Annotated in this window: 19 protein-coding genes and 1 tRNA gene; 8 read left to right on the top strand and 12 right to left on the bottom strand. The window is 63.2% G+C overall.

Translation table 11 applies throughout. The features are described 5' to 3' along the window. Positions 1–52 precede the first annotated feature (52 nt). A complete protein-coding gene (locus tag OCA5_RS05025; RefSeq protein ID WP_012564238.1) occupies positions 53–265 on the top strand; it encodes a hypothetical protein in 213 nt (70 codons plus the stop codon). 367 nt (positions 266–632) lie between these two features. Here the strand turns inward: OCA5_RS05025 and OCA5_RS05020 are convergent, their stop codons facing one another. The 4 genes from OCA5_RS05020 to fliI form a co-directional block, all read right to left on the bottom strand. After that, on the bottom strand, positions 633–1,685 hold the full coding sequence (locus tag OCA5_RS05020; protein WP_013912901.1) for an anti-sigma factor: 1,053 nt from the start codon (positions 1,683–1,685) through the stop codon (positions 633–635). Further along, positions 1,685–2,230, bottom strand: coding sequence for a sigma-70 family RNA polymerase sigma factor (locus tag OCA5_RS05015; RefSeq protein ID WP_012564240.1), 546 nt, complete (start codon positions 2,228–2,230; stop codon positions 1,685–1,687). Before OCA5_RS05015 ends, OCA5_RS05020 begins: the two co-directional genes overlap by 1 nt. A 199-nt stretch (positions 2,231–2,429) precedes the next feature. Then, entirely contained in the window at positions 2,430–2,849 is a 420-nt protein-coding gene (gene fliJ / locus OCA5_RS05010; RefSeq protein WP_012564241.1) for a flagellar export protein FliJ, read from the bottom strand. A 106-nt stretch (positions 2,850–2,955) separates the two neighbouring features. Further along, the gene (gene fliI, locus OCA5_RS05005; RefSeq protein ID WP_012564242.1) at positions 2,956–4,281 is read right to left on the bottom strand and encodes a flagellar protein export ATPase FliI; all 1,326 of its coding nucleotides are present in this window, start codon (positions 4,279–4,281) and stop codon (positions 2,956–2,958) included. A 405-nt stretch (positions 4,282–4,686) separates the two neighbouring features. Here fliI and ctrA point away from each other — a divergent pair, with 405 nt between their 5' ends. Continuing rightward, positions 4,687–5,388 carry a response regulator transcription factor CtrA gene (gene ctrA / locus OCA5_RS05000; protein WP_012564243.1) on the top strand — a complete coding sequence of 234 codons (702 nt, stop codon included), beginning with the start codon at positions 4,687–4,689 and terminating at the stop codon, positions 5,386–5,388. A gap of 241 nt (positions 5,389–5,629) precedes the next feature. On the opposite strand, the gene OCA5_RS04995 is transcribed toward ctrA, so the two are convergent. From OCA5_RS04995 to chpT, 6 genes are all read right to left on the bottom strand, one after another. Further along, positions 5,630–6,496, bottom strand: a complete 867-nt coding sequence (locus OCA5_RS04995; RefSeq protein WP_012564244.1) for a CheR family methyltransferase — start codon at positions 6,494–6,496, stop codon at positions 5,630–5,632. Then, complete coding sequence (locus OCA5_RS04990) at positions 6,493–7,659, bottom strand: protein-glutamate methylesterase/protein-glutamine glutaminase (protein ID WP_012564245.1); 1,167 nt, start codon at positions 7,657–7,659, stop codon at positions 6,493–6,495. The genes OCA5_RS04995 and OCA5_RS04990 overlap by 4 nt, the downstream gene beginning before the upstream one ends. Before the next feature lie 71 nt (positions 7,660–7,730). After that, positions 7,731–8,096, bottom strand: coding sequence for a response regulator (locus tag OCA5_RS04985; RefSeq protein ID WP_013912900.1), 366 nt, complete (start codon positions 8,094–8,096; stop codon positions 7,731–7,733). 38 nt (positions 8,097–8,134) lie between these two features. Continuing rightward, positions 8,135–8,602 carry a chemotaxis protein CheW gene (locus OCA5_RS04980; RefSeq protein ID WP_012564247.1) on the bottom strand — a complete coding sequence of 156 codons (468 nt, stop codon included), beginning with the start codon at positions 8,600–8,602 and terminating at the stop codon, positions 8,135–8,137. 10 nt (positions 8,603–8,612) lie between these two features. Next, positions 8,613–11,351 carry a hybrid sensor histidine kinase/response regulator gene (locus tag OCA5_RS04975; RefSeq protein WP_012564248.1) on the bottom strand — a complete coding sequence of 913 codons (2,739 nt, stop codon included), beginning with the start codon at positions 11,349–11,351 and terminating at the stop codon, positions 8,613–8,615. Between the two features lie 176 nt (positions 11,352–11,527). After that, positions 11,528–12,166 (bottom strand): histidine phosphotransferase ChpT, encoded by a 639-nt coding sequence (gene chpT, locus OCA5_RS04970; protein WP_012564249.1) that lies wholly within the window; start codon positions 12,164–12,166, stop codon positions 11,528–11,530. Between the two features lie 193 nt (positions 12,167–12,359). Here chpT and OCA5_RS04965 point away from each other — a divergent pair, with 193 nt between their 5' ends. After that, the gene (locus OCA5_RS04965) at positions 12,360–13,184 is read left to right on the top strand and encodes a 3'(2'),5'-bisphosphate nucleotidase CysQ family protein (RefSeq protein ID WP_422836368.1); all 825 of its coding nucleotides are present in this window, start codon (positions 12,360–12,362) and stop codon (positions 13,182–13,184) included. Positions 13,185–13,189: 5 nt separating this feature from the next. Here OCA5_RS04965 and OCA5_RS04960 read toward each other — a convergent pair whose 3' ends face one another. Continuing rightward, positions 13,190–13,678 carry a YHS domain-containing (seleno)protein gene (locus OCA5_RS04960; RefSeq protein WP_012564251.1) on the bottom strand — a complete coding sequence of 163 codons (489 nt, stop codon included), beginning with the start codon at positions 13,676–13,678 and terminating at the stop codon, positions 13,190–13,192. A 149-nt stretch (positions 13,679–13,827) separates the two neighbouring features. On the opposite strand from OCA5_RS04960, the gene OCA5_RS04955 reads away from it, so the two are divergent. The 5 genes from OCA5_RS04955 to OCA5_RS04935 all read left to right on the top strand — a co-directional run bounded on the left by OCA5_RS04955 (position 13,828) and on the right by OCA5_RS04935 (position 17,477). Then, on the top strand, positions 13,828–14,400 hold the full coding sequence (locus tag OCA5_RS04955) for a DUF1134 domain-containing protein (RefSeq protein WP_012564252.1): 573 nt from the start codon (positions 13,828–13,830) through the stop codon (positions 14,398–14,400). A 127-nt stretch (positions 14,401–14,527) separates the two neighbouring features. Next, positions 14,528–15,778, top strand: a complete 1,251-nt coding sequence (locus OCA5_RS04950) for a coiled-coil domain-containing protein (RefSeq protein ID WP_012564253.1) — start codon at positions 14,528–14,530, stop codon at positions 15,776–15,778. Between the two features lie 77 nt (positions 15,779–15,855). After that, positions 15,856–15,930 (top strand) — tRNA-Val (locus OCA5_RS04945). Positions 15,931–16,095: 165 nt separating this feature from the next. Further along, the gene (locus OCA5_RS04940; RefSeq protein ID WP_012564254.1) at positions 16,096–16,668 is read left to right on the top strand and encodes a L,D-transpeptidase; all 573 of its coding nucleotides are present in this window, start codon (positions 16,096–16,098) and stop codon (positions 16,666–16,668) included. A 2-nt stretch (positions 16,669–16,670) separates the two neighbouring features. After that, on the top strand, positions 16,671–17,477 hold the full coding sequence (locus OCA5_RS04935) for a DUF2927 domain-containing protein (protein ID WP_012564255.1): 807 nt from the start codon (positions 16,671–16,673) through the stop codon (positions 17,475–17,477). On the opposite strand, the gene OCA5_RS04930 is transcribed toward OCA5_RS04935, so the two are convergent. After that, positions 17,474–18,955 (bottom strand): methyl-accepting chemotaxis protein, encoded by a 1,482-nt coding sequence (locus tag OCA5_RS04930; RefSeq protein ID WP_012564256.1) that lies wholly within the window; start codon positions 18,953–18,955, stop codon positions 17,474–17,476. The genes OCA5_RS04935 and OCA5_RS04930 overlap by 4 nt on opposite strands. Between the last annotated feature and the right edge of the window lie 187 nt (positions 18,956–19,142).

Here is a 19,142-nt window from a genome sequence, read left to right as displayed (position 1 = left end):
GAACCAGGTAAGGCGGACGACGGCGAAAGCCGACAAGCGTGAGGGAGGCGACATGAACCATTCGTTGTACAGCGCTGACCGCATGACCCACCTCAAGATCGTGGTGGTGGGACTGGTGGCGGCCATCGGCATCGCCGGGCTCAGCATCTCCGCGCACCTCACCGCCGAAGCCAACGGTGTGCAGACCGCGCACGCGAACGCACCGGTTCTCAAGGCCAGCAAGACCATGATGTTGACCGACTCCGAACAACAGGTGATCCGCTGATCTGAATTTCATGAATTCATAAGGCTCTCTTCCCCGCCCCCCGAAGTCGCCTTGTGAATATTTCCGGGACATCTCATCCCCAATGAACCCGGACAAAAAGCGCCCGTCCCCCCACGGGCGTTTTTTGCTGTCTGGGGTTGGCGCGGCGGCGTCTCGATGCGAAGCAAAGTTCGATCAACTCATCCTTTAAGATGCAGCCCGAGATATCTCGTACCCACAGAAAGATGCAGCCCGAGATATCTCGTACCCACAGACTGTCATGCGCGGGCTTGATCCGCGCATCCATCTTTAAAAAAGTGGATGGATTGCCGGGTCAAGCCCGGCAATGACGCGCAAAGAGATTCACAGCATCTCCGTTAGACCGCCCTCACCGCGCCGGGACGCTCTCGTAGAGCTTGCCTGCCCAGAGCGGCTGGGCCGTTGGCTTGCCGTTCGGCGCGCCACCTTCCGGCTCCGGTGTCACGGCATAGATCGCGCCGTTCACTGTCGCGGCATCGAAGCTTGCGAGCGCATCGCTTGTGGTGAAGGTATCAGCCCCGATCACGCCGAGCGAACGTGGCTCGTTGGTGCCAGCCGGCACGATCCAGAGTTCATAGCTCGTGCCTGCCGGCGGCGGCGGACCGACACGGCGCACTGTGTAGCGGCGCGTTCTGGCATCGATGCTCAGGACGAAGCCCGGATCGCGCGCATCGGACTGCAGCGCGGCCACGAACTGCGCGGCCGGAGGCGGTGGCGGGATCAGCACCTTCTCGACGCGGATCTCCGGCTTGGGCCGCAGCGCGGCCGGCAGCCACTGCGGCCCCACGATCTGCAATCCGGCCAGCGCCGCGAACGCCGCCGCAATCAGAGCCATCAGGCGGCCGAAACCGCTGGAGGCTTTCGCGGGCTCGCGTTGCGCAAGCCTGTCGGCCGTTGCGGACGCAACCGCCATATCGCGTGATGTGAGCTCCGCATCCGCTTTCGGCGCAGCATCGGTTTCCGTAAGCCTATCGGATTCAGACGCGAGGGAAGGATCACTCGCCCCATCCGCCAGCGGCAGCGCACCACCGGCAGACGGTGCATCGGGCGTCACCTCCGCGGCTGCTACGTCCGCAGCCGCCAAGTTCGGAGCCGCCGAGTCTGTAGCTGCCAAGTCTGTAGCGGTCATGTCCACGGCATCGACGGGCGATTCAACGACAGGTGCGACCGGCTTCTCCCGAGGCGGAATGGCCGTCCTGATCCGCTCCCAGAGCAGTCCGGGCGGCTCGACCGGCGACACCATCTGATGCAGCGGCGCGAGCTTGCGCTCCCATGCGTGCACGATGGCGAGAAACCCGGGATCGACGATCATCATCGTCTCGACCAGCGCACGCTCGTCCGCATCGAGGGTACCGAGCGCGTATTCCGCCGCAAGGGCGATATGGTCTTCGCTGTACGCCATCATGCAAGTCCGAGGCAGGCGCGGATATCGAGAAGGCTGCGGCGCAGCCAGGTTCTCACGTCGCCAAGCGGCGCGTTGAACTTGACCGCGAGCTGCTCACGGCTCCAGCCGTTATAATAGGCGAGCAGGATGAGCTTCTGCCGGTCCGGCTCAAGCTGGCCGACGCATTCCAGCAGCGCCTTCAGTTCGTCCGACATCTCATGGCGCGCCAAAGGCTGCGGCGTATCGGAGGCCGCTTCAAAGCCCGCGGCCTGCGCCAGCGGCGCACCGCCACGCTTGCGCTCGACATCGACGGCATGGGTGCGCGCGATCGCCACCATCCATGACAACACCGATGCATCCTCGGGACGGTAGCGCTCAGAGTCGTTCCAGATCTTGACGTAGGCTTCCTGCAGCACTTCTTCGGCGAGGCTCGTGTCACGCAGGATACGCAGCACCACGCCGTAAAGCCGCGCGCGGGTCGCCTCGAACAGGCGCTCGAACGCACCCTGATCGCCATCGGCGACCTGGGTCATCAACTCCGAAAGTTCGGCCGGTGTGTGCATGCGAAGTCCCCAACTCCCGCGCAGCAGCGACAGCGGTCTTTATGCCAGCCTCCGGCGCGAGTGTAAAATGCGGGCTCGCACGTGCGGCGGCGCGCTTCCCATCCGCCTCGCAGCCTGTGGACCGCCGCCTGTCAGCCGGCAGCAAAAAGCCCGGTCCTTGCGGGCCGGGCTTTCCAACGTTTCAAAAATACCGTGTGTCTCAGGCGACCGCGCCGATCCGCGAGCGCATCAGGCCGATGCTGTCGAGGTCGGCCTGCTCGCGCGCGTTCTCTTCAGCGCGCTCACGGGCCTGGTCGCGCTCGTCGAGCAGTTCGACCTTCTTTAATTCCTCGAACGCGTCTCCGAGCTGCGCCTTCGCTTCCTCGAGCTGGCCGCGCAGTTCGTCGGCGGAGCGCATCAGATTCTCGCGGCGCTGGATCGCGGCCTTGGCGTAGGTCGGATAAGCGAAGTGAGAGGGGTCCTGAATGCCGGCGCGATCCTGCTCGGTCTGGATCTCGCGTTCGAGATCGACCGACATCCGCTGGAATTCTGCGATCATGCCCTCGATCTGAGCAACCCGGCGACGCTTTTCGTCGACCTGAAATTTCTTCAGACGGATGAGCGTTTCTCGTGACTTCATCGACTCAAACTCCCCAGAAGTCCCAGTACCAAAACGGGACAGAACCGGCTCCCCGATCGGGCCCCACCGGCGATAAACAGACACTGGGGATCATGGCCCGACAAAGTTAGCTTTCCGTTTCCACAGAACTGAGGATTTGCTGCAATTGCTGGTAGCCGCTGGCAAGCCCGGTGGCCTCATCCTTGGCCTGCCGCAGGAAATCCTCGAGCGGCTCGTGCAGGCGGATCGCCTCGTCCACCTCCGGGCTCGAGCCTGCGCGGTAGGCACCTAACCGGATCAATTCCTCCATGTCGGCATAAGTCGCCATCACCTGACGGCCGCGCATGATCACAGGCAGGAACTCCGGGTCGGCCGATTTCGGCATGGTGCGGGAGACCGACTTCAGAATGTTGATCGCCGGGTAGCGGCCGCGCTCGGCAATGGCGCGCTCCATCACAATGTGCCCGTCAAGGATGCCGCGTACCGCGTCCGCCACCGGCTCGTTGTGGTCGTCGCCGTCGACCAGCACCGTGAAGATGCCGGTAATGGTGCCCTCCCCGAGCCCCGGCCCGGCCCGCTCCAGCAACTTTGGCAGTTCGGTGAACACCGTCGGCGTATAGCCTTTCGCGGTCGGCGGCTCGCCCGCGGACAGGCCGATCTCGCGCTGGGCCATGGCAAAGCGCGTGACCGAGTCCATCAAGCACAGCACGCTCTGGTCCTGATCGCGGAAATATTCGGCAATGGCGAGCGTCAGATACGCTGCCTGCCGCCGCATCAGGGCAGGCTCGTCCGAGGTCGCGACCACGACGACGGAGCGCGCAAGGCCTTCCTCGCCAAGATCGTCCTGCAGGAACTCCTGCACCTCGCGGCCGCGTTCGCCGACGAGACCGATGACGGAAATGTCCGCATCGACGTTACGGGCGAGCATCGACAGCAGCACCGACTTGCCGACGCCGGAACCCGCGAAGATACCCATGCGCTGCCCGCGGCAGCAGGTAAGAAAGGTGTTGAGCGCACGCACGCCGAGGTCGAGCGGCTCGCCGACCCGCTTTCGCGCATGCGCGGGCGGCGGCAGGTTCCGGAACGACACCGGCACCGAGCCCTGCGGCAGCGGCCCCTTGCCGTCGATCGGCTCACCCATTGCGTTAACGACGCGGCCGAGCCACGCCGCGCAGGGCCGCACCTGACTTGCCGCGTTCACAATAATGGCGCGGCAGCCGCGCCGCACACCCTCGAGCCCCGCGAACGGCATCACCACGGCGTTGCTGCCGGTAAAACCGATCACCTCGCAGGGAATGGTGCGCGCGCCGCCGGTTTCGATCACGATCCGCGCGCCGACCGACATCGCATGAATGGGGCCCGCGACCTCGACCATCAGGCCACGCACGCCCACAACGCGGCCATAAATATTGACGCCGTCGATATCGCCGATCTGTTCGGCCAAAGCCTTCACTGCAAACCTCGCGTCACCGGAGCGCCTTCTTCATTTCAAAAAGCTTAAGTTTCCACGGCTTGGTCGCGTGTCTTTAACCCTGTGTTTACTCGCATCGTTAATGATTGCGTCACTGTCTTTGGTAACTGAAAGCGATCCGACCTTCAGAACGGAGGGGCGAATCGCAGGAAACGGTTAGGCCCGCTTCCTAAGACGAAACTTGAACGCGCGTGGATAAGAAAAGCCGCTTCTCTGCAACATCTTAGGTCGATTCGGCACAATTTGCACGAATAGAGCTTGCAGGCACGAATCAGCATTTGTTAACCATGTCTCGTCAGGATTCGAATCAGTTGTTCAAAGGCGTTCCAGTGCCGCGAGTGGTGCGGCCGACCTGACGCCCGCAGAGGCGACTATTAGGGGACTGGCATGCGCGTATTGCTGATAGAAGATGACAGCGCCACTGCGCAGTCGATCGAGCTGATGCTCAAATCCGAGAGCTTCAACGTCTACACGACGGATCTCGGCGAAGAAGGCATCGATCTCGGCAAGCTGTATGATTACGACATCATCCTGCTCGACCTCAATCTGCCCGACATGTCCGGCTACGAGGTGCTGAAGCAGCTCCGGGTTTCAAAGATCAAGACACCGATCCTGATCCTCTCCGGCCTCGCCGGCATCGAGGACAAGGTGAAGGGTCTCGGCGTCGGCGCCGACGATTACATGACGAAGCCGTTCCACAAGGACGAACTCGTCGCCCGCATCCATGCGATCGTCCGCCGCTCGAAGGGCCACGCCCAGTCGGTGATCCAGACCGGCGACCTCATCGTCAACCTCGACACCAAGACTGTCGAAGTCGGCGGCCAGCGCGTGCATCTGACCGGCAAGGAATATCAGATGCTGGAGCTGCTCTCGCTCCGCAAGGGCACCACGCTCACCAAGGAAATGTTCCTCAACCATCTCTACGGCGGGATGGACGAGCCGGAACTCAAGATCATCGACGTGTTCATCTGCAAGCTGCGCAAGAAGCTCGCGAACGCGTCCGAAGGCCGCAACTTCATCGAGACGGTCTGGGGCCGCGGCTATGTGCTGCGCGAGCCGAGCGAAGACGAAGCCCGCATCCCGGCCTGAGCTTCCTTTCACGGAATTGCAAAAAACCCCGCCACTGGCGGGGTTTTTTATTGGCGAAAAAGGCACCGCAGCGAGTTAAGCCGTGCAGGTGTCATTGCCGGGCTCGACCAGGCAATCCATCTTCTTAAGAAGACTCTTTTTTGATGGATGCGCGGATCATAGGCGAGCGGAAGCGACGCCGTTCTTCGAACGGCTATGTCCGCGCATGACTAACTGTGAATGTCGCTTGAACTAGGCCAACTCAGCGCAGCGCGGCACGCAGACTGCCTGCGCCCATCAATGGCACGATCGAGGGAGAGCCCGTCTTCGGCAGGTAGACGCCGCGGCGCTGCTGGCAGGGGCGATAGGCATCGGTCAACCCGACGACGGTTTCGGCCGCGCCGAGGAACAGGCAACCGTCCGGCTCATTCACCCGCAGCATGCGGGTCAGCACTTCCGCCTTGGTCGGCTGATCGAAATAGATCAGCACGTTGCGGCAGAAGATGACGTCGAACTTGCCGAGGCTCGCGAAGTCATTCAGCAGATTGAATTCCTTGAACTGCACCATGGCGCGGATGTCGGGATTGATCTGCCACATCTCGCCGATCTGCTTGAAGTAGCTGACGAGCTTCTGGATCGGCAGGCCGCGCTGCACTTCAAACTGGCTGTAGATGCCGGCCTTGCACTTCTCCAGCACCTCCTGGGAGAGGTCGGTCGCGACGATCTCGACGCGCCAGCCGGACAAGGCCGCGCTCATGTCCTTCAGGATCATCGCCAACGAATAAGGCTCCTGCCCCGTCGAGGCGGCCGCACACCAGATGCGCAGGGTCTTGCGCGCCGCACGAGCCTTGATGAGCTCGGGGATGACGCTGTCCTTGAAATGCTCGAACGGAATCTTGTCGCGGAAAAAGAACGTCTCGTTCGTGGTCATCGCCTCGACGACATCATAGACGAGGCTTTCGTTGCCACGACGCAGTTCGGCGACGAGTTCGCTCAGGCCGCCAAGGTTGACCTTGCGGGCGAGCGGCAGCAGGCGGCTCTCGACGAGATACTGCTTGTCGTCGGCGAGGACGAGACCGGACCTGTCTTTCAGGAGCTTTCGCAGAAAATCGTACTCGACCTGAATCACGAAAAATCTCCCGAGAACACTCTTTGCAGTTTTTGGCCGATCTGGTTGAGCGGCAGCACGGCGGCGCAGATGCCGGCCTGTGCGGCCGATCCCGGCATGCCCCATACGACGGAGGTCGCCTCGTCCTGCGCGATCACATTGCCGCCGGCGGCGACGATCTCCTTGCCGCCGCGCGTGCCGTCCGAACCCATGCCGGTGAGGATCACGGCAAGCACGTCGGAGCGCCAGATCTCGATCGCCGAGGTGAACAGCGGGTCGACCGCGGGGCGGCAGAAATTGATCTGCGGACCATCATCGAGCGCGATGACGGTGTTGACGCCCTGGGTCTTGACGCGCATGTGCAGCCCGCCCGGAGCGATATAAATGTTGCCGGGGCTGACGATCTGACCATCGACGCCTTCCTGCGTCGGGCGGCCGCTGGCACGGCCGACATGCTGGGCGAGAATGGTGGTGAAGGTCGGCGGCATGTGCTGGGTGATGAGCACCGGCACCTTGTCGACGATCGGACCAAGCTCGGTGGCGAGCACCGTCAGCGCCTGCGGCCCGCCCGTCGACGAACCGATCAGGAGAGCGCGGGGCTTCACCTTATTGAAGGCGCGTAGCGGGAATTTGACCGCGGACGGCGGCGCCATGACGGCAGCAGGCGCAGCGGCCACTGCGGACGTCGCAGGAGCGGCCGGGACCAAAGGCGGGCTCGCCACGCGGCGGCGCCGGAGGCGCGCGCTGAGGTGACGGATCTTCTGCACGAGATCGTGCTTGAACGCATCCGCGCCGCCGAGATGGTTACTCTCGGGTTTGGGGATGTAGTCGGCCGCGCCGAGCGAGAGCGCCTTGAGGCTGATCTCGGCATTCCGCAGCGTCAGCGTCGAAGCCATGATGACGACGAGGTCACGCTTCTTTGCCAGCAGCAGCGGCAGCGCGGTGATGCCGTCCATGTCCGGCATCTCGATGTCGAGGATCACGACATCGGGCTTGATGCGATCGATCTGATTGACGGCGTCGAGGCCGGTGCGGCAGGTCACCGCCACCGTCATATCGGCCTCGGCTTCGATCCAGCGCGAAATGATGCCACGGATGATGGCGGAGTCGTCCACCACCATAATCTGGATGCGGTCGCCGCTTTGCGAAACCGGTCGGGAGGCGGCTGCCAGATCGATACTCATTCAGTTACCAAACACGCTTTCTGCCAACGGCAGGGACACAACGACATCGATCAGGTAGCCAGCCGGCCTTGTTAGATCAGGCCGACTTCCTGAAACTTTGCCGTCACGATCTCCTTGTCGAACGGCTTCATGATGTACTCGTTGGCGCCGGCGTGAAGCGCGCGCGCGATGTGAGCGACATCATTCTCGGTGGTGCAGAACACCACCTTCGGCTTCTCGCCGTTCGGCATCATGCGCAGGTTGCGCAGGAATTCGTGGCCGTCCATCACCGGCATGTTCCAGTCGAGCAGCACGGCGTCGGGAAGGCTGCGCTTGCAGACCTCCATCGCCTTCTCGCCGTCCTCGGCTTCGATGATTTCAAAATTCAGGCCTTCGAGAATCCGGCGCGCGACTTTGCGGATCACGCTGGAGTCATCAACCACGAGACACGTTTTCATGCTGGCACCTGTTCTCCAACTCAAGCCCTGACGGGCTCTCAAGCCGCCATGTCAGGGGCAATCTCAAGGACACGATCGATATCGAGCACCACCATCAACTGGCCATCGAGCCGGTGGATGCCGCCCGCCACCTTTTCCATGCGGCGGTCGAGGTTGACCGGGTTCATCTCCCGGCTGTCGTCGGACAATTTCATGACTTCGCCGATCGAATCGATCAGGAGCCCGTAGGACTCGCCGCGATGATCGACACCGATCGCCATCGGCGGACGACCGTCTTCATGTCTCGGCAGGCCGAGCCGTGCGCGCATGTCGATCGCGGTGACGATACGGCCGCGCAGGTTCAGCACACCGGCGACATCCTGCGAGGCGAGCGGCACGCGGGTGAGCCGCTCCGGCATGAACACGTCCTGCACGCGCGAGATCGGCAGACCGAAGAGCTGACCGCCGATCATGGCGGTGACGTATTCGGTGATGTGGCCGTCGACTTTCTGAGCTTCCTGATCCATCTCGATGTCCTTACGCCGCGTGGCTGTCGCGAGCGGCCTGTTCCTTCAACGCCGCAATGAGGCCGGGCCGGTCGAACTTCGCGACGTAATCGTGGAAGCCGACCTGACGGCCGCGCTCGATCGCTGCGGGCGAAACGAGCGAGGACAGCGCGATGATCGGGGTCTCGGTATTGCGCTGGTCGGAGCGAATGGCTTCGGCGAACTCGAAGCCGTTCATCTCTGGCATCTCGATGTCGGTGAGGATGACGTTGAACTGCTTGCCGCCGCGCAGGATGTTCAATCCCTCGTTGGCGCTCATCGCAGTCTGGACGTTGTAGCCCGCCGCCTTCAGCACCGGCGCCAGCATGTTGCGGAAGAACGCCGAGTCGTCGACCAGCAGCACGTCCTGCGTGAGGCTCGAGCGCTGCATGTCCTTGCGGGTGAACCAGTCGGCGAACGCCATCGGCAGGAAGTGGCCGACGTCGATCACCTCGGTCGCCTGACCCTTGATCACCGCCGAGCCGAGCAGACCTTCCTGCGCGCTTGCGACTTCGATCTTGAGATGCTCTTCGACGATATCGACGATCTCGTCGACCACGAGGCCCATGGAGCGGCCGTCATCGACGAACACCAGGATCGGCTGCACGCCTTCGCTGCGGATGGAGACACCCTCCATCGTCACCAGCGGCATCAGGTGCTCGCGATACTGCACCATGTGGCGGCCGTTGGAGAACTCGATCTTCTCGGCTGCGATTTCCTCGAGCCGGGTAACGAGCGCAAGCGGCACCGCCTTCGGCTGCGTGCTGCCGGCATGGAAGACAAGAAGCGAGGTCAACTGCTCGGAGCCGGAGGTACGCGCCGCGGCGTTCTCGTCCATCAGTTCCGACTGCGCCGACATCGTATTGCCGACCGACTGCGAGATGCCGTTCGGATCGATGATCATGATGACGGTGCCATCGCCGAGGATGGTGTTGCCGGAGAACATGTTGATGTGACGCAGCATGGTCGACATCGGCTTCACGACGATTTCCTCGGTGTGGAAGACGCCGTCGACCACGATGCCGAAGGTCTGGCTGCCGACCTGCATCACGACGATGAAGCCGTTCTCCGGGTCGATCTCCTGACCGTCGCTGATGTTGAGAAGCTTGCGCAGGTGCAGGAGCGGCAACAGCTTGTTGCGCAACCGCAGCACCGGCGTGTCCTTGATGCGCTCGATGCGGTGATCCGAATTGGCGCGTGCGCGCACGAGTTCGACGACCGCGATCTGCGGGATCGCGAAACGCTCACCCGCCGACTCCACGATCAACGCCGAGACGATCGCGAGCGTCAGCGGAATCTTGATGGTGAAGGACGATCCCTCGCCCGGCACCGACTTGACGTCGATGGTGCCGCCGATCTGGTCGATATTGTTACGAACCACATCCATGCCGACGCCGCGGCCCGACACGCTGGTGACGGCGGCGGCGGTCGAGAAGCCTGCCGCGAAGATGAACTTGTGAATCTGAGACTCGCTCATCTTCTCAAGTTCGGCTTCCGTGACGATGCCGTTTTGCAGCGCCTTCTGCTTGATGCGCTCGGTGTTGAGGCCCTGGCCGTTGTCGGCGATGCAGATGATGATGTGACCGCCTTCGTGATAGGCGGACACGCGAATGGTGCCCACTTCCGGCTTGCCGGCGGCAACGCGCGCGGCGGTGCTCTCAAGACCGTGGTCGGCCGAGTTGCGCACCATGTGCGTCAGCGGGTCCTTGATGAGATCGAGCACCTGGCGGTCGAGTTCGGTATCGGCGCCGTGCATCTCGAGTTCGATCTGCTTGCCGAGTTCGGCGGAGAGATCGCGCACGATGCGCGGCAGCTTCTGCCAGGCATTTCCGATCGGCTGCATGCGCGTCTTCATGACGCCTTCCTGCAGCTCGGCGGTGACGTTGGAGAGACGCTGCAGCGGCACCTTGAATTCGGTGTCCTCGTGGCGGCGGCTGATTTCCATCAACTGGTTGCGGGTCAGCACCAGTTCGGAAACCATCGTCATCAGATGCTCGAGCGCATCGACATTGACGCGGATCGACTGCGTCGCGACCTTGTCGGCCTCCGGCACTTCATGATCGGCGCCGCTCTTGCGGGCGGCCGGTTTGGCATTCGCTTTCGGCTTTGCAGCCGCTGCGGCCGGCGCGGGAGCCGATGCAGGAGCTGCAGGCGCGGGTGCGGCAGGTGCTGCCGCTGCAGGCTCAGCCACTTCGACTTCGGTCTCGCGGAATGCCCGCTCCAGCTCGTCGAGCGAGACTTCGCCCGGACGCAATTCGCGCTCCAGCGTCTGCACAACGAGCGTACCTTCAGTGGCCCCGGATGACGCAGCGGCGGGCGCGGCTTCAGGCGGCGCGCCACCGGCCATCGCGGCCATGCCGATCTCGACCATTTTTTCCAGCGACTCGATGAGATCGCGATCCTCGCCCTCAGGCTCGGCCTCGCCCGACTCGAGTTCGGCCAGAAGATCCTTGATCCGATCGATGGTGGTGAGAATAAGCGACACGGCGTCGCCGGTGACCGGCATGCCGTCGCGGAATTTGCCCATCAGCGTTTCGGCCGCATGTGCCAGCGCTTCGAGGCGCGGCAGGCCGAGAAACCCGCAAGTGCCCTTGATGGTGTGAACAAGCCTGAAGATATTGTCCAAAATCTTGGCGTTGTTCGGGTCCTGCTCAAATCGGACCAATTGATTGTCGACGGTATCGAGGCTCTCGTTCGTTTCCGTCAGAAATTCACGCAACAAATCATCCATGAAACAGCCCAGCCTTCGAACGGAAGCGCACAACGCGCTGTCAAAGTCTGCGCAGTTTCAACTGAAAGCGTTTAATTATTGGTGAGCGAAAGGTAATTTTGTCGGGTCGAGCCACATGCGCGGCGCGCTTTTTTGGCGCGCCGCAAGCTGCAACGGTTCGTTAAGATTTCGACCCCTTACGCCGTCGCAATAACGACGGCGTCGTCCTCTTTGGTCATGCTGACCTTGAAGCCGCAGGCCTGGGCGAGCAGCGCCGTGTAATAGGGCTGCACCGCATGGGCGGTGACGGAAGCGGCATTCTCCGGATTGAGCTGCTCAGCGATGCCGTGCGGCTCGCGGGCGTTTTGCCCCACGGCGCGAATCCGGAAGCCCATGGTTTCGCCCTCGCCGAGCGGATCGATTACCAGCTCGCCGCCGCGCGGAATCGCCTGCTGGGCGATGACCATCATGTTGAGAAGCAACTTCACCCGGTTCTTGGGGAGCAGCATGTGCGGCAGATTCCAGGTGATCTTGGTCTTGGCGTCTTCCAGATGGCCGCGGGCGACCTTCTGCGCATCGCCGAGGTCGATCTGGGTGCCGGCCGAGCCCGCCGCGCCATAGGCGATGCGGCAGAACTGCAGCCGCGCCGAGGTGCTGACGGCGCTTTTGCGGATCAGGTCGAGGGCAAATTCCTTGTCTTCGGCCTTATTGCTGGAATCCATCACCTCAAGGCCATTGACGATTGCGCCTACAGGATTGATGAGATCGTGGCACACCCTCGATGACAGCAACGCGGCCAAATCGAGTGCATCGGGAGCGCCGGGGGTGCCTGACATGGAAATTTTCCTGCTGTGTGTTGGTGTAGGACGAACCGCCGCTGCAATTGCCGCAGCCGAATCACGCCGGATCATGATTTGATACACTGCGAAGCCCGCCGCGGCCACACAGGCCCTCGACGCGCCGCGGCAGGCGGGGAAAATTATTGTGTCTAAAGGGGTTATCGTCGCTGGCGAGAACGCCGTGGCGTTGATGGAGCCGCTGACAAAGCTCGCCGTCGAGGCGGGCGCCGCGATCCTGTCGATCAACCGCGCCACCATGGGGCTCGCTCAAAAACCCGACGGCTCTTCGGTGACCGATGCTGACATGGCGGCGGACGCGATCATCGCGCAGGGCCTCGCCCGTCTTGCGCCCGGCATTCCGGTGCTGTCGGAAGAACGCACGCACGCCGCCGCCCGGCCCTACCGCGACAGCTTCTTCCTGATTGATCCGCTCGATGGCACCCACGAGTTCATCGACGGGCGCGACGAATTCACGGTCAACATTGCCCTCGTCACGCAAGGTGCCCCCCTGCTCGGCATCATCGTCGCGCCGGCGCTCGGGACCGTATGGCGCGGCATCGTCGGCCGAGGCGCCGAACGGCTGCTCACCACCAAGGACGGCGCAAGCTGGGGCGCGCCCCAGCCGATCCGGACCCGGCCGCACCCCGGCCCCGCCATACCGTGGATCGCCGCCGTCAGCCGCTCCCATGCCGATCCCCGCACGGAAGCCTTCATCCTGGCCCGGCCCGGCGCAGTCCGGCAGGTGCTCGGCTCCTCCATCAAGTTCTGCCGTGTCGCCGAAGGTGGCGCCGATATCTATCCACGCCTCGCGCCGACCAGCGAATGGGACATCGGGGCGGGCCATGCCGTTCTCACGGCGGCGGGCGGCCTCGTCACCGGGGAGGACGGCAAGCCGCTCGTCTTCGGCGAGGAGCACGATGGCTTCGGCATCCCGAGCTTCATCGCCTGGGGCGACCCGGCTGCCGCAAGGAATGGCGCGGCCGCGCCGCAGCCCCAAAAGCAGCAACCTCAATAAGCCGCTCAGTAATCGGCAAGAGTCTCGCTCAGGGCCGGCCATTTCTCGGCCGCCTCGGCGAAGGCCGCAGGGTTGGCCGCGAAGGCATCGCGGTTCTCGATTCGGCTGAACAGATAAAGCCGCCCGCCATGGATCAGCCAGATATTGGGCTCGCCCGCGATGATCCGGCCGCGGGCGAGGCCGGTCGGATCGTAGCCGCCGAAGCGCGGGGCATAGACCTCGGGAGCCGATAGAAAGATCTCCCGGTCGCGCGCGTCATGGAAGCGCCAGATCGCCCCGCCCTGATGGGCCTCGAAGTCGGCCTTCCCCGCCACCGGCCGGGACTGGATGAAATAGGCGACCGGATCGAACCCCGCGATCGCAAGGCCGGTCCGATGGTCGGTGACGATCCGCTCGGTCGAGGCGGCCTCCGCGGGCGCCGCCCATGTTACCGCCGCGCAAAACAGGCCCAGCAGCGCAAGACCTGTTACTTTGGAAGCCCGGACGCCCCGCACTTTATTTTCCTGCCGCCATGCCGTCATAGTTGCTGCCGATAAGGTTTGAGTCGCGAGTTTAAGACACGCCTGTCAGCAAGCCGTTAAGCTGGAGGCCGGTGCCTTACCCGCCTCGACACAGCCTCGTTCGGCCCTCAAGGGAGTCTTCCATGAAATTCGCTCTGCGGTGTGCGGCCCTGCTTCTGGCAGCGGCGTTCTCCTTCTCCACACCTGCTTCGGCGCAACAGGCCCACCGTTCGGACTCCTACCGCTCCGACGAACTGGTGAACGCGGGCCATCGCTTCTTCGGCAGCGTCTCGCGCGGCCTCGCCACCATTATCGAGCGCGCGGTCAGCCGCTGGGGTCTGCCGAACGGCTACGTTCTCGGCGAGGAAGGCGCCGGCGCATTCGTCGCCGGGCTGCGCTACGGCGAGGGCACCCTCTACACCAAGAACGCGGGCGACCTGAAAGTCTACTGGCAGGGTCCCTCGGTCGGGTTCGACTGGGGCGGTGACGGTGCGCGGACCATGATGCTCGTCTACAACCTGCCCGCGACCCAGGCGATCTACCAGCGCTTCGGCGGCATCGACGGCTCGGCCTATGTGATCGGCGGGTTCGGCATGACTGCCCTCACCGCGAACAACATCGTGCTGGTGCCGATCCGCGCCGGTGTCGGCCTGCGCCTCGGCGCCAATGTCGGCTACCTCAAATTCACCCCGCACGCGACCTGGAACCCGTTCTAGGGCAAGGCTTTTCCCGCCGGCGAAAGAGCTGTACCAGGCCTCCGGATTTTCAACCCGGAGGCCTCGCCCGTTTCCCCCGGACGCGGTAATGCTCTAGAGCGTTTTCAGGCGAAGTGGAGCTGACCTCATGATTGAGCCGATCATGTATCTCGCGATCGGTTTTCTGATCTCGATGCTGTGCGGACTGATGATCATGCCGCTCGTGCATAATCGCGCGGTGCGGCTGACGACGCGGCGGCTCGAGGCGGCGGCGCCCTTGTCGATGGCCGAAATTCAGGCCGACAAGGACCAACTGCGCGCCGAATTCGCAATGTCGGCGCGGCGGCTCGAGATGAGCGTCGAGCAGCTCAAGGCCAAGACCACGAGCCAGCAGGCCGAACTCGGCAAGAAGGCCGACGCCATCAATCGCCTCAAGCTCGAGCTCAGCGAGAAGAGCGCCGCGATCCTCTCGCTCGAGGCGCGCGAAAAGGCGCTGCGCGACCAGTTGCAGACCACCGAGAAAGACTTCGCGAGCAAGACCGACAGCCTGCGCGACGCCGAACAGGCGTTGCGCGAAAAGCAGATCGAACTGACGAAGCTCTCCACCGAACTCTCCGACCGCACGCAGACGGCGGAAGCCCGCGCGGCCGAACTCGCCGCCGTCAAGGCGCAGATCGAAACCCTGCAGACGCGCGTTGCGCAGGCGGAGGAAGAACACACCGAGGCGCGCCGCCGTCTGGAAGATCATCGTGGCCAGTCGGAAGCGACGAGCCGCGAACTCGTCGATGCCCGCACGCATGCGGAATCGCTGACGGGCCGGCTCGGCGATCTCGACAAGCAGCTTGTCGATCAATCCGAGAAAACGCAGACGCTCACCGCGCGCATCAAGGAACTGGAAACGCGCCTCGTCACGCAGGACAAGGTTCTGCTCGAACGGGAGCGGGATATTGCCGACCTGCGCAAGCGCCTCGAAGCCGCAACAGCTGCCGAAGAAGCGCTGCGCGCCGGGCTTGCAACCGCAGGCACGGCCAAGACCGAGACACCGCGCGACTCCGAGGCGAAGGCCGTGCGCGAGGAGCACGACAGGCTGACGCGCGAGATCGCCACCGCAAAACGAGAGATCGAGACCGGTGCTACCAATGAGCGCCGGGAGAACACGCTGCTGCGCGAGCGGATCAACGCCATTGCCGCGGAGGTCGCGGGCCTGGCGATGACGCTCGAAGGCCCGGATTCCACGATCAAATCGATGCTCGCCACCGAGCCTGAATCCGCCATCACCACCATCGTCAATGGCGGCACCGCGAATGCCCCCGCGAAGCCGCAAGGCAGCCTCGCGGAGCGGATTCGCGCGATTCAGGAGATGCAGGCCGCACGCACCGGCGGGTCACGCCAGGCATAATTCGGCGGAACGCGCTTGACACCCCGACCATCCACTTCGTAAATCGCGGCTTTCCGGCTTCCGCGTGAAGCCGTCCCGGGCGCATAGCTCAGCGGGAGAGCGTTCCCTTCACACGGGAGAGGTCCAAGGTTCGATCCCTTGTGCGCCCACCATCATCAATCTCCATTCGATTGAAGAAAATCCGCCTCGCGGCGCGTGAGCCGGGACCATATGCCGCCTTCACGTTGCTGTGGGTTGCAGCGCGCTGGAGAATATGGCCTTTCTGAGAATCGAACCGACATAATTGTCCCCGAAGATCATCTCTGAAAGGCCTGCCGATGAAGCGCGTCGTCCCGTTGCTGTCCGCCTGTATTCTTCTGGCCAGCATGCCATTTGCTACCGCGCAGGAAGCAAACAGCATCGACGTCATGTTTCCGAACTTCTTTTCCTCCGGCATCGGCAAATCTAGCCCGATCCCGAAGCAGCGCGTGAGCTATCAGAGCAATTACGCACCGGGCAGCATCGTCATCGATACGCGCGAGCGCCGTCTCTATCTGATCACCGCGCCGGGCGAGGCGCTGCGTTACGGCATCGGCGTCGGGCGCGACGGCTTCCGTTGGGGAGGCGTTCACCGCATCACCGCCAAAAAGGAATGGCCGGCCTGGACCCCGCCGGCGCAGATGCTGAAGCGCCGCCCCGACCTGCCGCGCCACATGCCGGGCGGCCCCGACAATCCGCTCGGCGCCCGCGCGCTCTATCTCGGCTCGACGCTCTACCGCATTCACGGCTCGAACGAGCCCGAGACCATCGGCCAGGCCGTGTCGTCAGGGTGCTTCCGCATGGTGAATGAAGACGTGATCGACCTCTACAGCCGCGTGTCGGTCGGCGCGACGGTCTACGTCAAGAACTGACAATGCCGCGAGCAACGCGCCTGACCACCACGCTGCTCGCAGCTCTGCTTCTCGGAGGCGGTGCACTCGCCGCGATTGCCGAGACCCCGATCGTCACCGCAAAGCGCAACTACGAGCGGACGACGTTCACCGACGCCGAGATCATCGACGGCTTCATGAAGACGGCGTTCGGCGCGGAGTATCAACTCGCCGGACGCGTCGACCGCATCCGCAAATTCCAGAAACCCGTCCGCGTCTTCATCAATGGCGCGGCGCGGCCCGATCGCAACCGTCAGATTGAACACATCACCAGCGATATCGCCCGGCACATCCGCCATCTCGATCTCGCGCTGACGCCGCAGCGGGAAGGCGCCAACCTCATCGTCAATCTCGTGCCGGAGCGCGACTTCGACCGCGAGATTCGCAAGCTCTATGGCACATCGAACGCGCGCAAGATCCGCAAGTCGCTCGATCCACAGTGCCTCTCCGGTTTCCGGAAAAACGACGATTACGAAATCGAGCACTCCGAGGTGATCCTCACCGTCGACAACAGCGAGTTCGTATTCCTCGACTGTGCCTATGAGGAAATCCTGCAATCGCTTGGGCCGATCAACGACACCACCTCGGTGCCGTGGACGATGTTCAATGACGACGTGTCGATGGGTTTCTTCGACACCTACGACCGCTATCTGATGAACATTCTCTACGATCCGCGCATCAAGGCCGGCATGAGCGCTGACGAGGTGCGCCCGCTGCTGCCGGCGATCCTGAAGGACGTCCGCGCCAAGATCACGGTCCACTCGGCGCCGCAGCGCAAGACGCCGCATTAACCCAGCGCGCGCGAGGCTTCCTTCACCTTGCGGGTGGCGTCGTCGACCGAGCGGGTCGCTTCCGCAATCTCCTTCATGCTGCTGTCGATCTCGGAGACGCCCTTGGCGGCGACCTGCATGTTCGACGACATGCTCTGCGTCACCGACGCCTGTTCCTCCACGGAGGCGGCAATCGCCGACGAAATCTCGTTGACGCGCGAAATCGTCTCGGTGATCGCCTCGATCACCGTCACCGCGTTGCCGGTCGTGGTCTGCACCTCCGCGATCTGACCGCTGATCTCGCCGGTCGCTTTCGCCGTCTGCGCCGCAAGGCTTTTCACCTCGGAGGCCACCACCGCAAAGCCGCGCCCTGCCTCCCCCGCGCGCGCAGCTTCGATGGTCGCGTTGAGCGCGAGAAGGTTGGTCTGGTCCGCGATATTGTTGATAAGCTTGACGATGTCGCCGATCTTTTGCGCGGCGGCGGCAAGGCCCGAGACGATCGCATTGGTTTCGTTGGCCTGCTTGACCGCCTGCATCGAGATGTCGAGCGCGCTGGCCGCCTGACGGCTGATCTCGCCCACCGAGGCCGCAAGCTCCTCCGCACCGGAGGCCACCGCCTGCATGTTCGAGGAAGTCTGCGTCGACGCGCCGACGACAGATGTGATGCGCCCGGTGGTTTCGTTCACCGCGCCGGTAATCAGATCGAGATCGCCGTCGATCGCTTTCTGGATTTCGCCGCGCCGCAGTCGATCCTCGACCTGCGCGGTGACGTCGGTTGCGAACTTCACGACCTTCATCAGTTCACCGCCTGCGCCGTAGATCGGATTGTAGGAGGCCTGAATCCACACGACACGACCGCCTTTGCCGAGGCGTTTGAATTCGCCGGACTGATATTCGCCACGGCGCAGCGCATTCCAGAACTCGCGATAGTCAGCACTGTCGCGATAATCCGGCTCGACAAACAGGCTGTGGTGCTTGCCGCGAATTTCATCGATCTGATAGCCGAGCGCCGCGAGAAAGTTGTCGTTCGCCGTCAGCACATTGCCGTTGAGGTCGAATTCGATCACGGCCTGCGATTTGTGGATCGCCTTGATCTGCCCCTCATAGTCGGCGCTCTGCATCTTCTGCCTGGTGATGTCGAAGGCGAACTTGATGACCTTGCAGGGCTTGCCGGCGCGATCGAGCAGTGGGCTGTAGGACGCATGAATCCACACCACGCGGCCATCCTTGGCGATGCGTTTGAATTCGCGGGTCTGGAATTCGCCGGCGCGCAGCCTGGTCCAGAATTCCTTGTAGGCGGCGCTGCCGCGCTCGGCCTCGGGCACGAACAGGCTGTGGTGTTTGCCCTGCACTTCCTCGAGCCGATAGCCCAGCGCGTTGAGAAAATTCTCGTTCGCGGTGATGATCGTGCCATCCATCCCGAACTCGATGATGGCCTGTGAACGGCCGATGGCCTTCATCGTCGCGCGCAATTCCTGGTTCGCCCCGAACAGAGACATCGCTTTCCCCCATTGCTCCGGTTCGGGAAACGTGGGCGCGATTTGTTTAAACAACCATAACTTGTGTTAAGTCTGGTGTTCTCCCCTATGGAGGTGTCATCAAGGCACCACACCTTTCATCGGAGTCTGGCCCGCGCGCACCCGACAACACCGGATCGCACCATTCTCCGGTCATGGCCTTCGCAGG

Origin of the sequence: Afipia carboxidovorans OM5, from assembly GCF_000218565.1 — a bacterium.
Lineage (GTDB): Bacteria > Pseudomonadota > Alphaproteobacteria > Rhizobiales > Xanthobacteraceae > Afipia > Afipia carboxidovorans.
The sequence above is the reverse complement of the archived record's forward strand: the minus strand, read 5'-3'. Positions and strand labels throughout refer to the sequence as shown.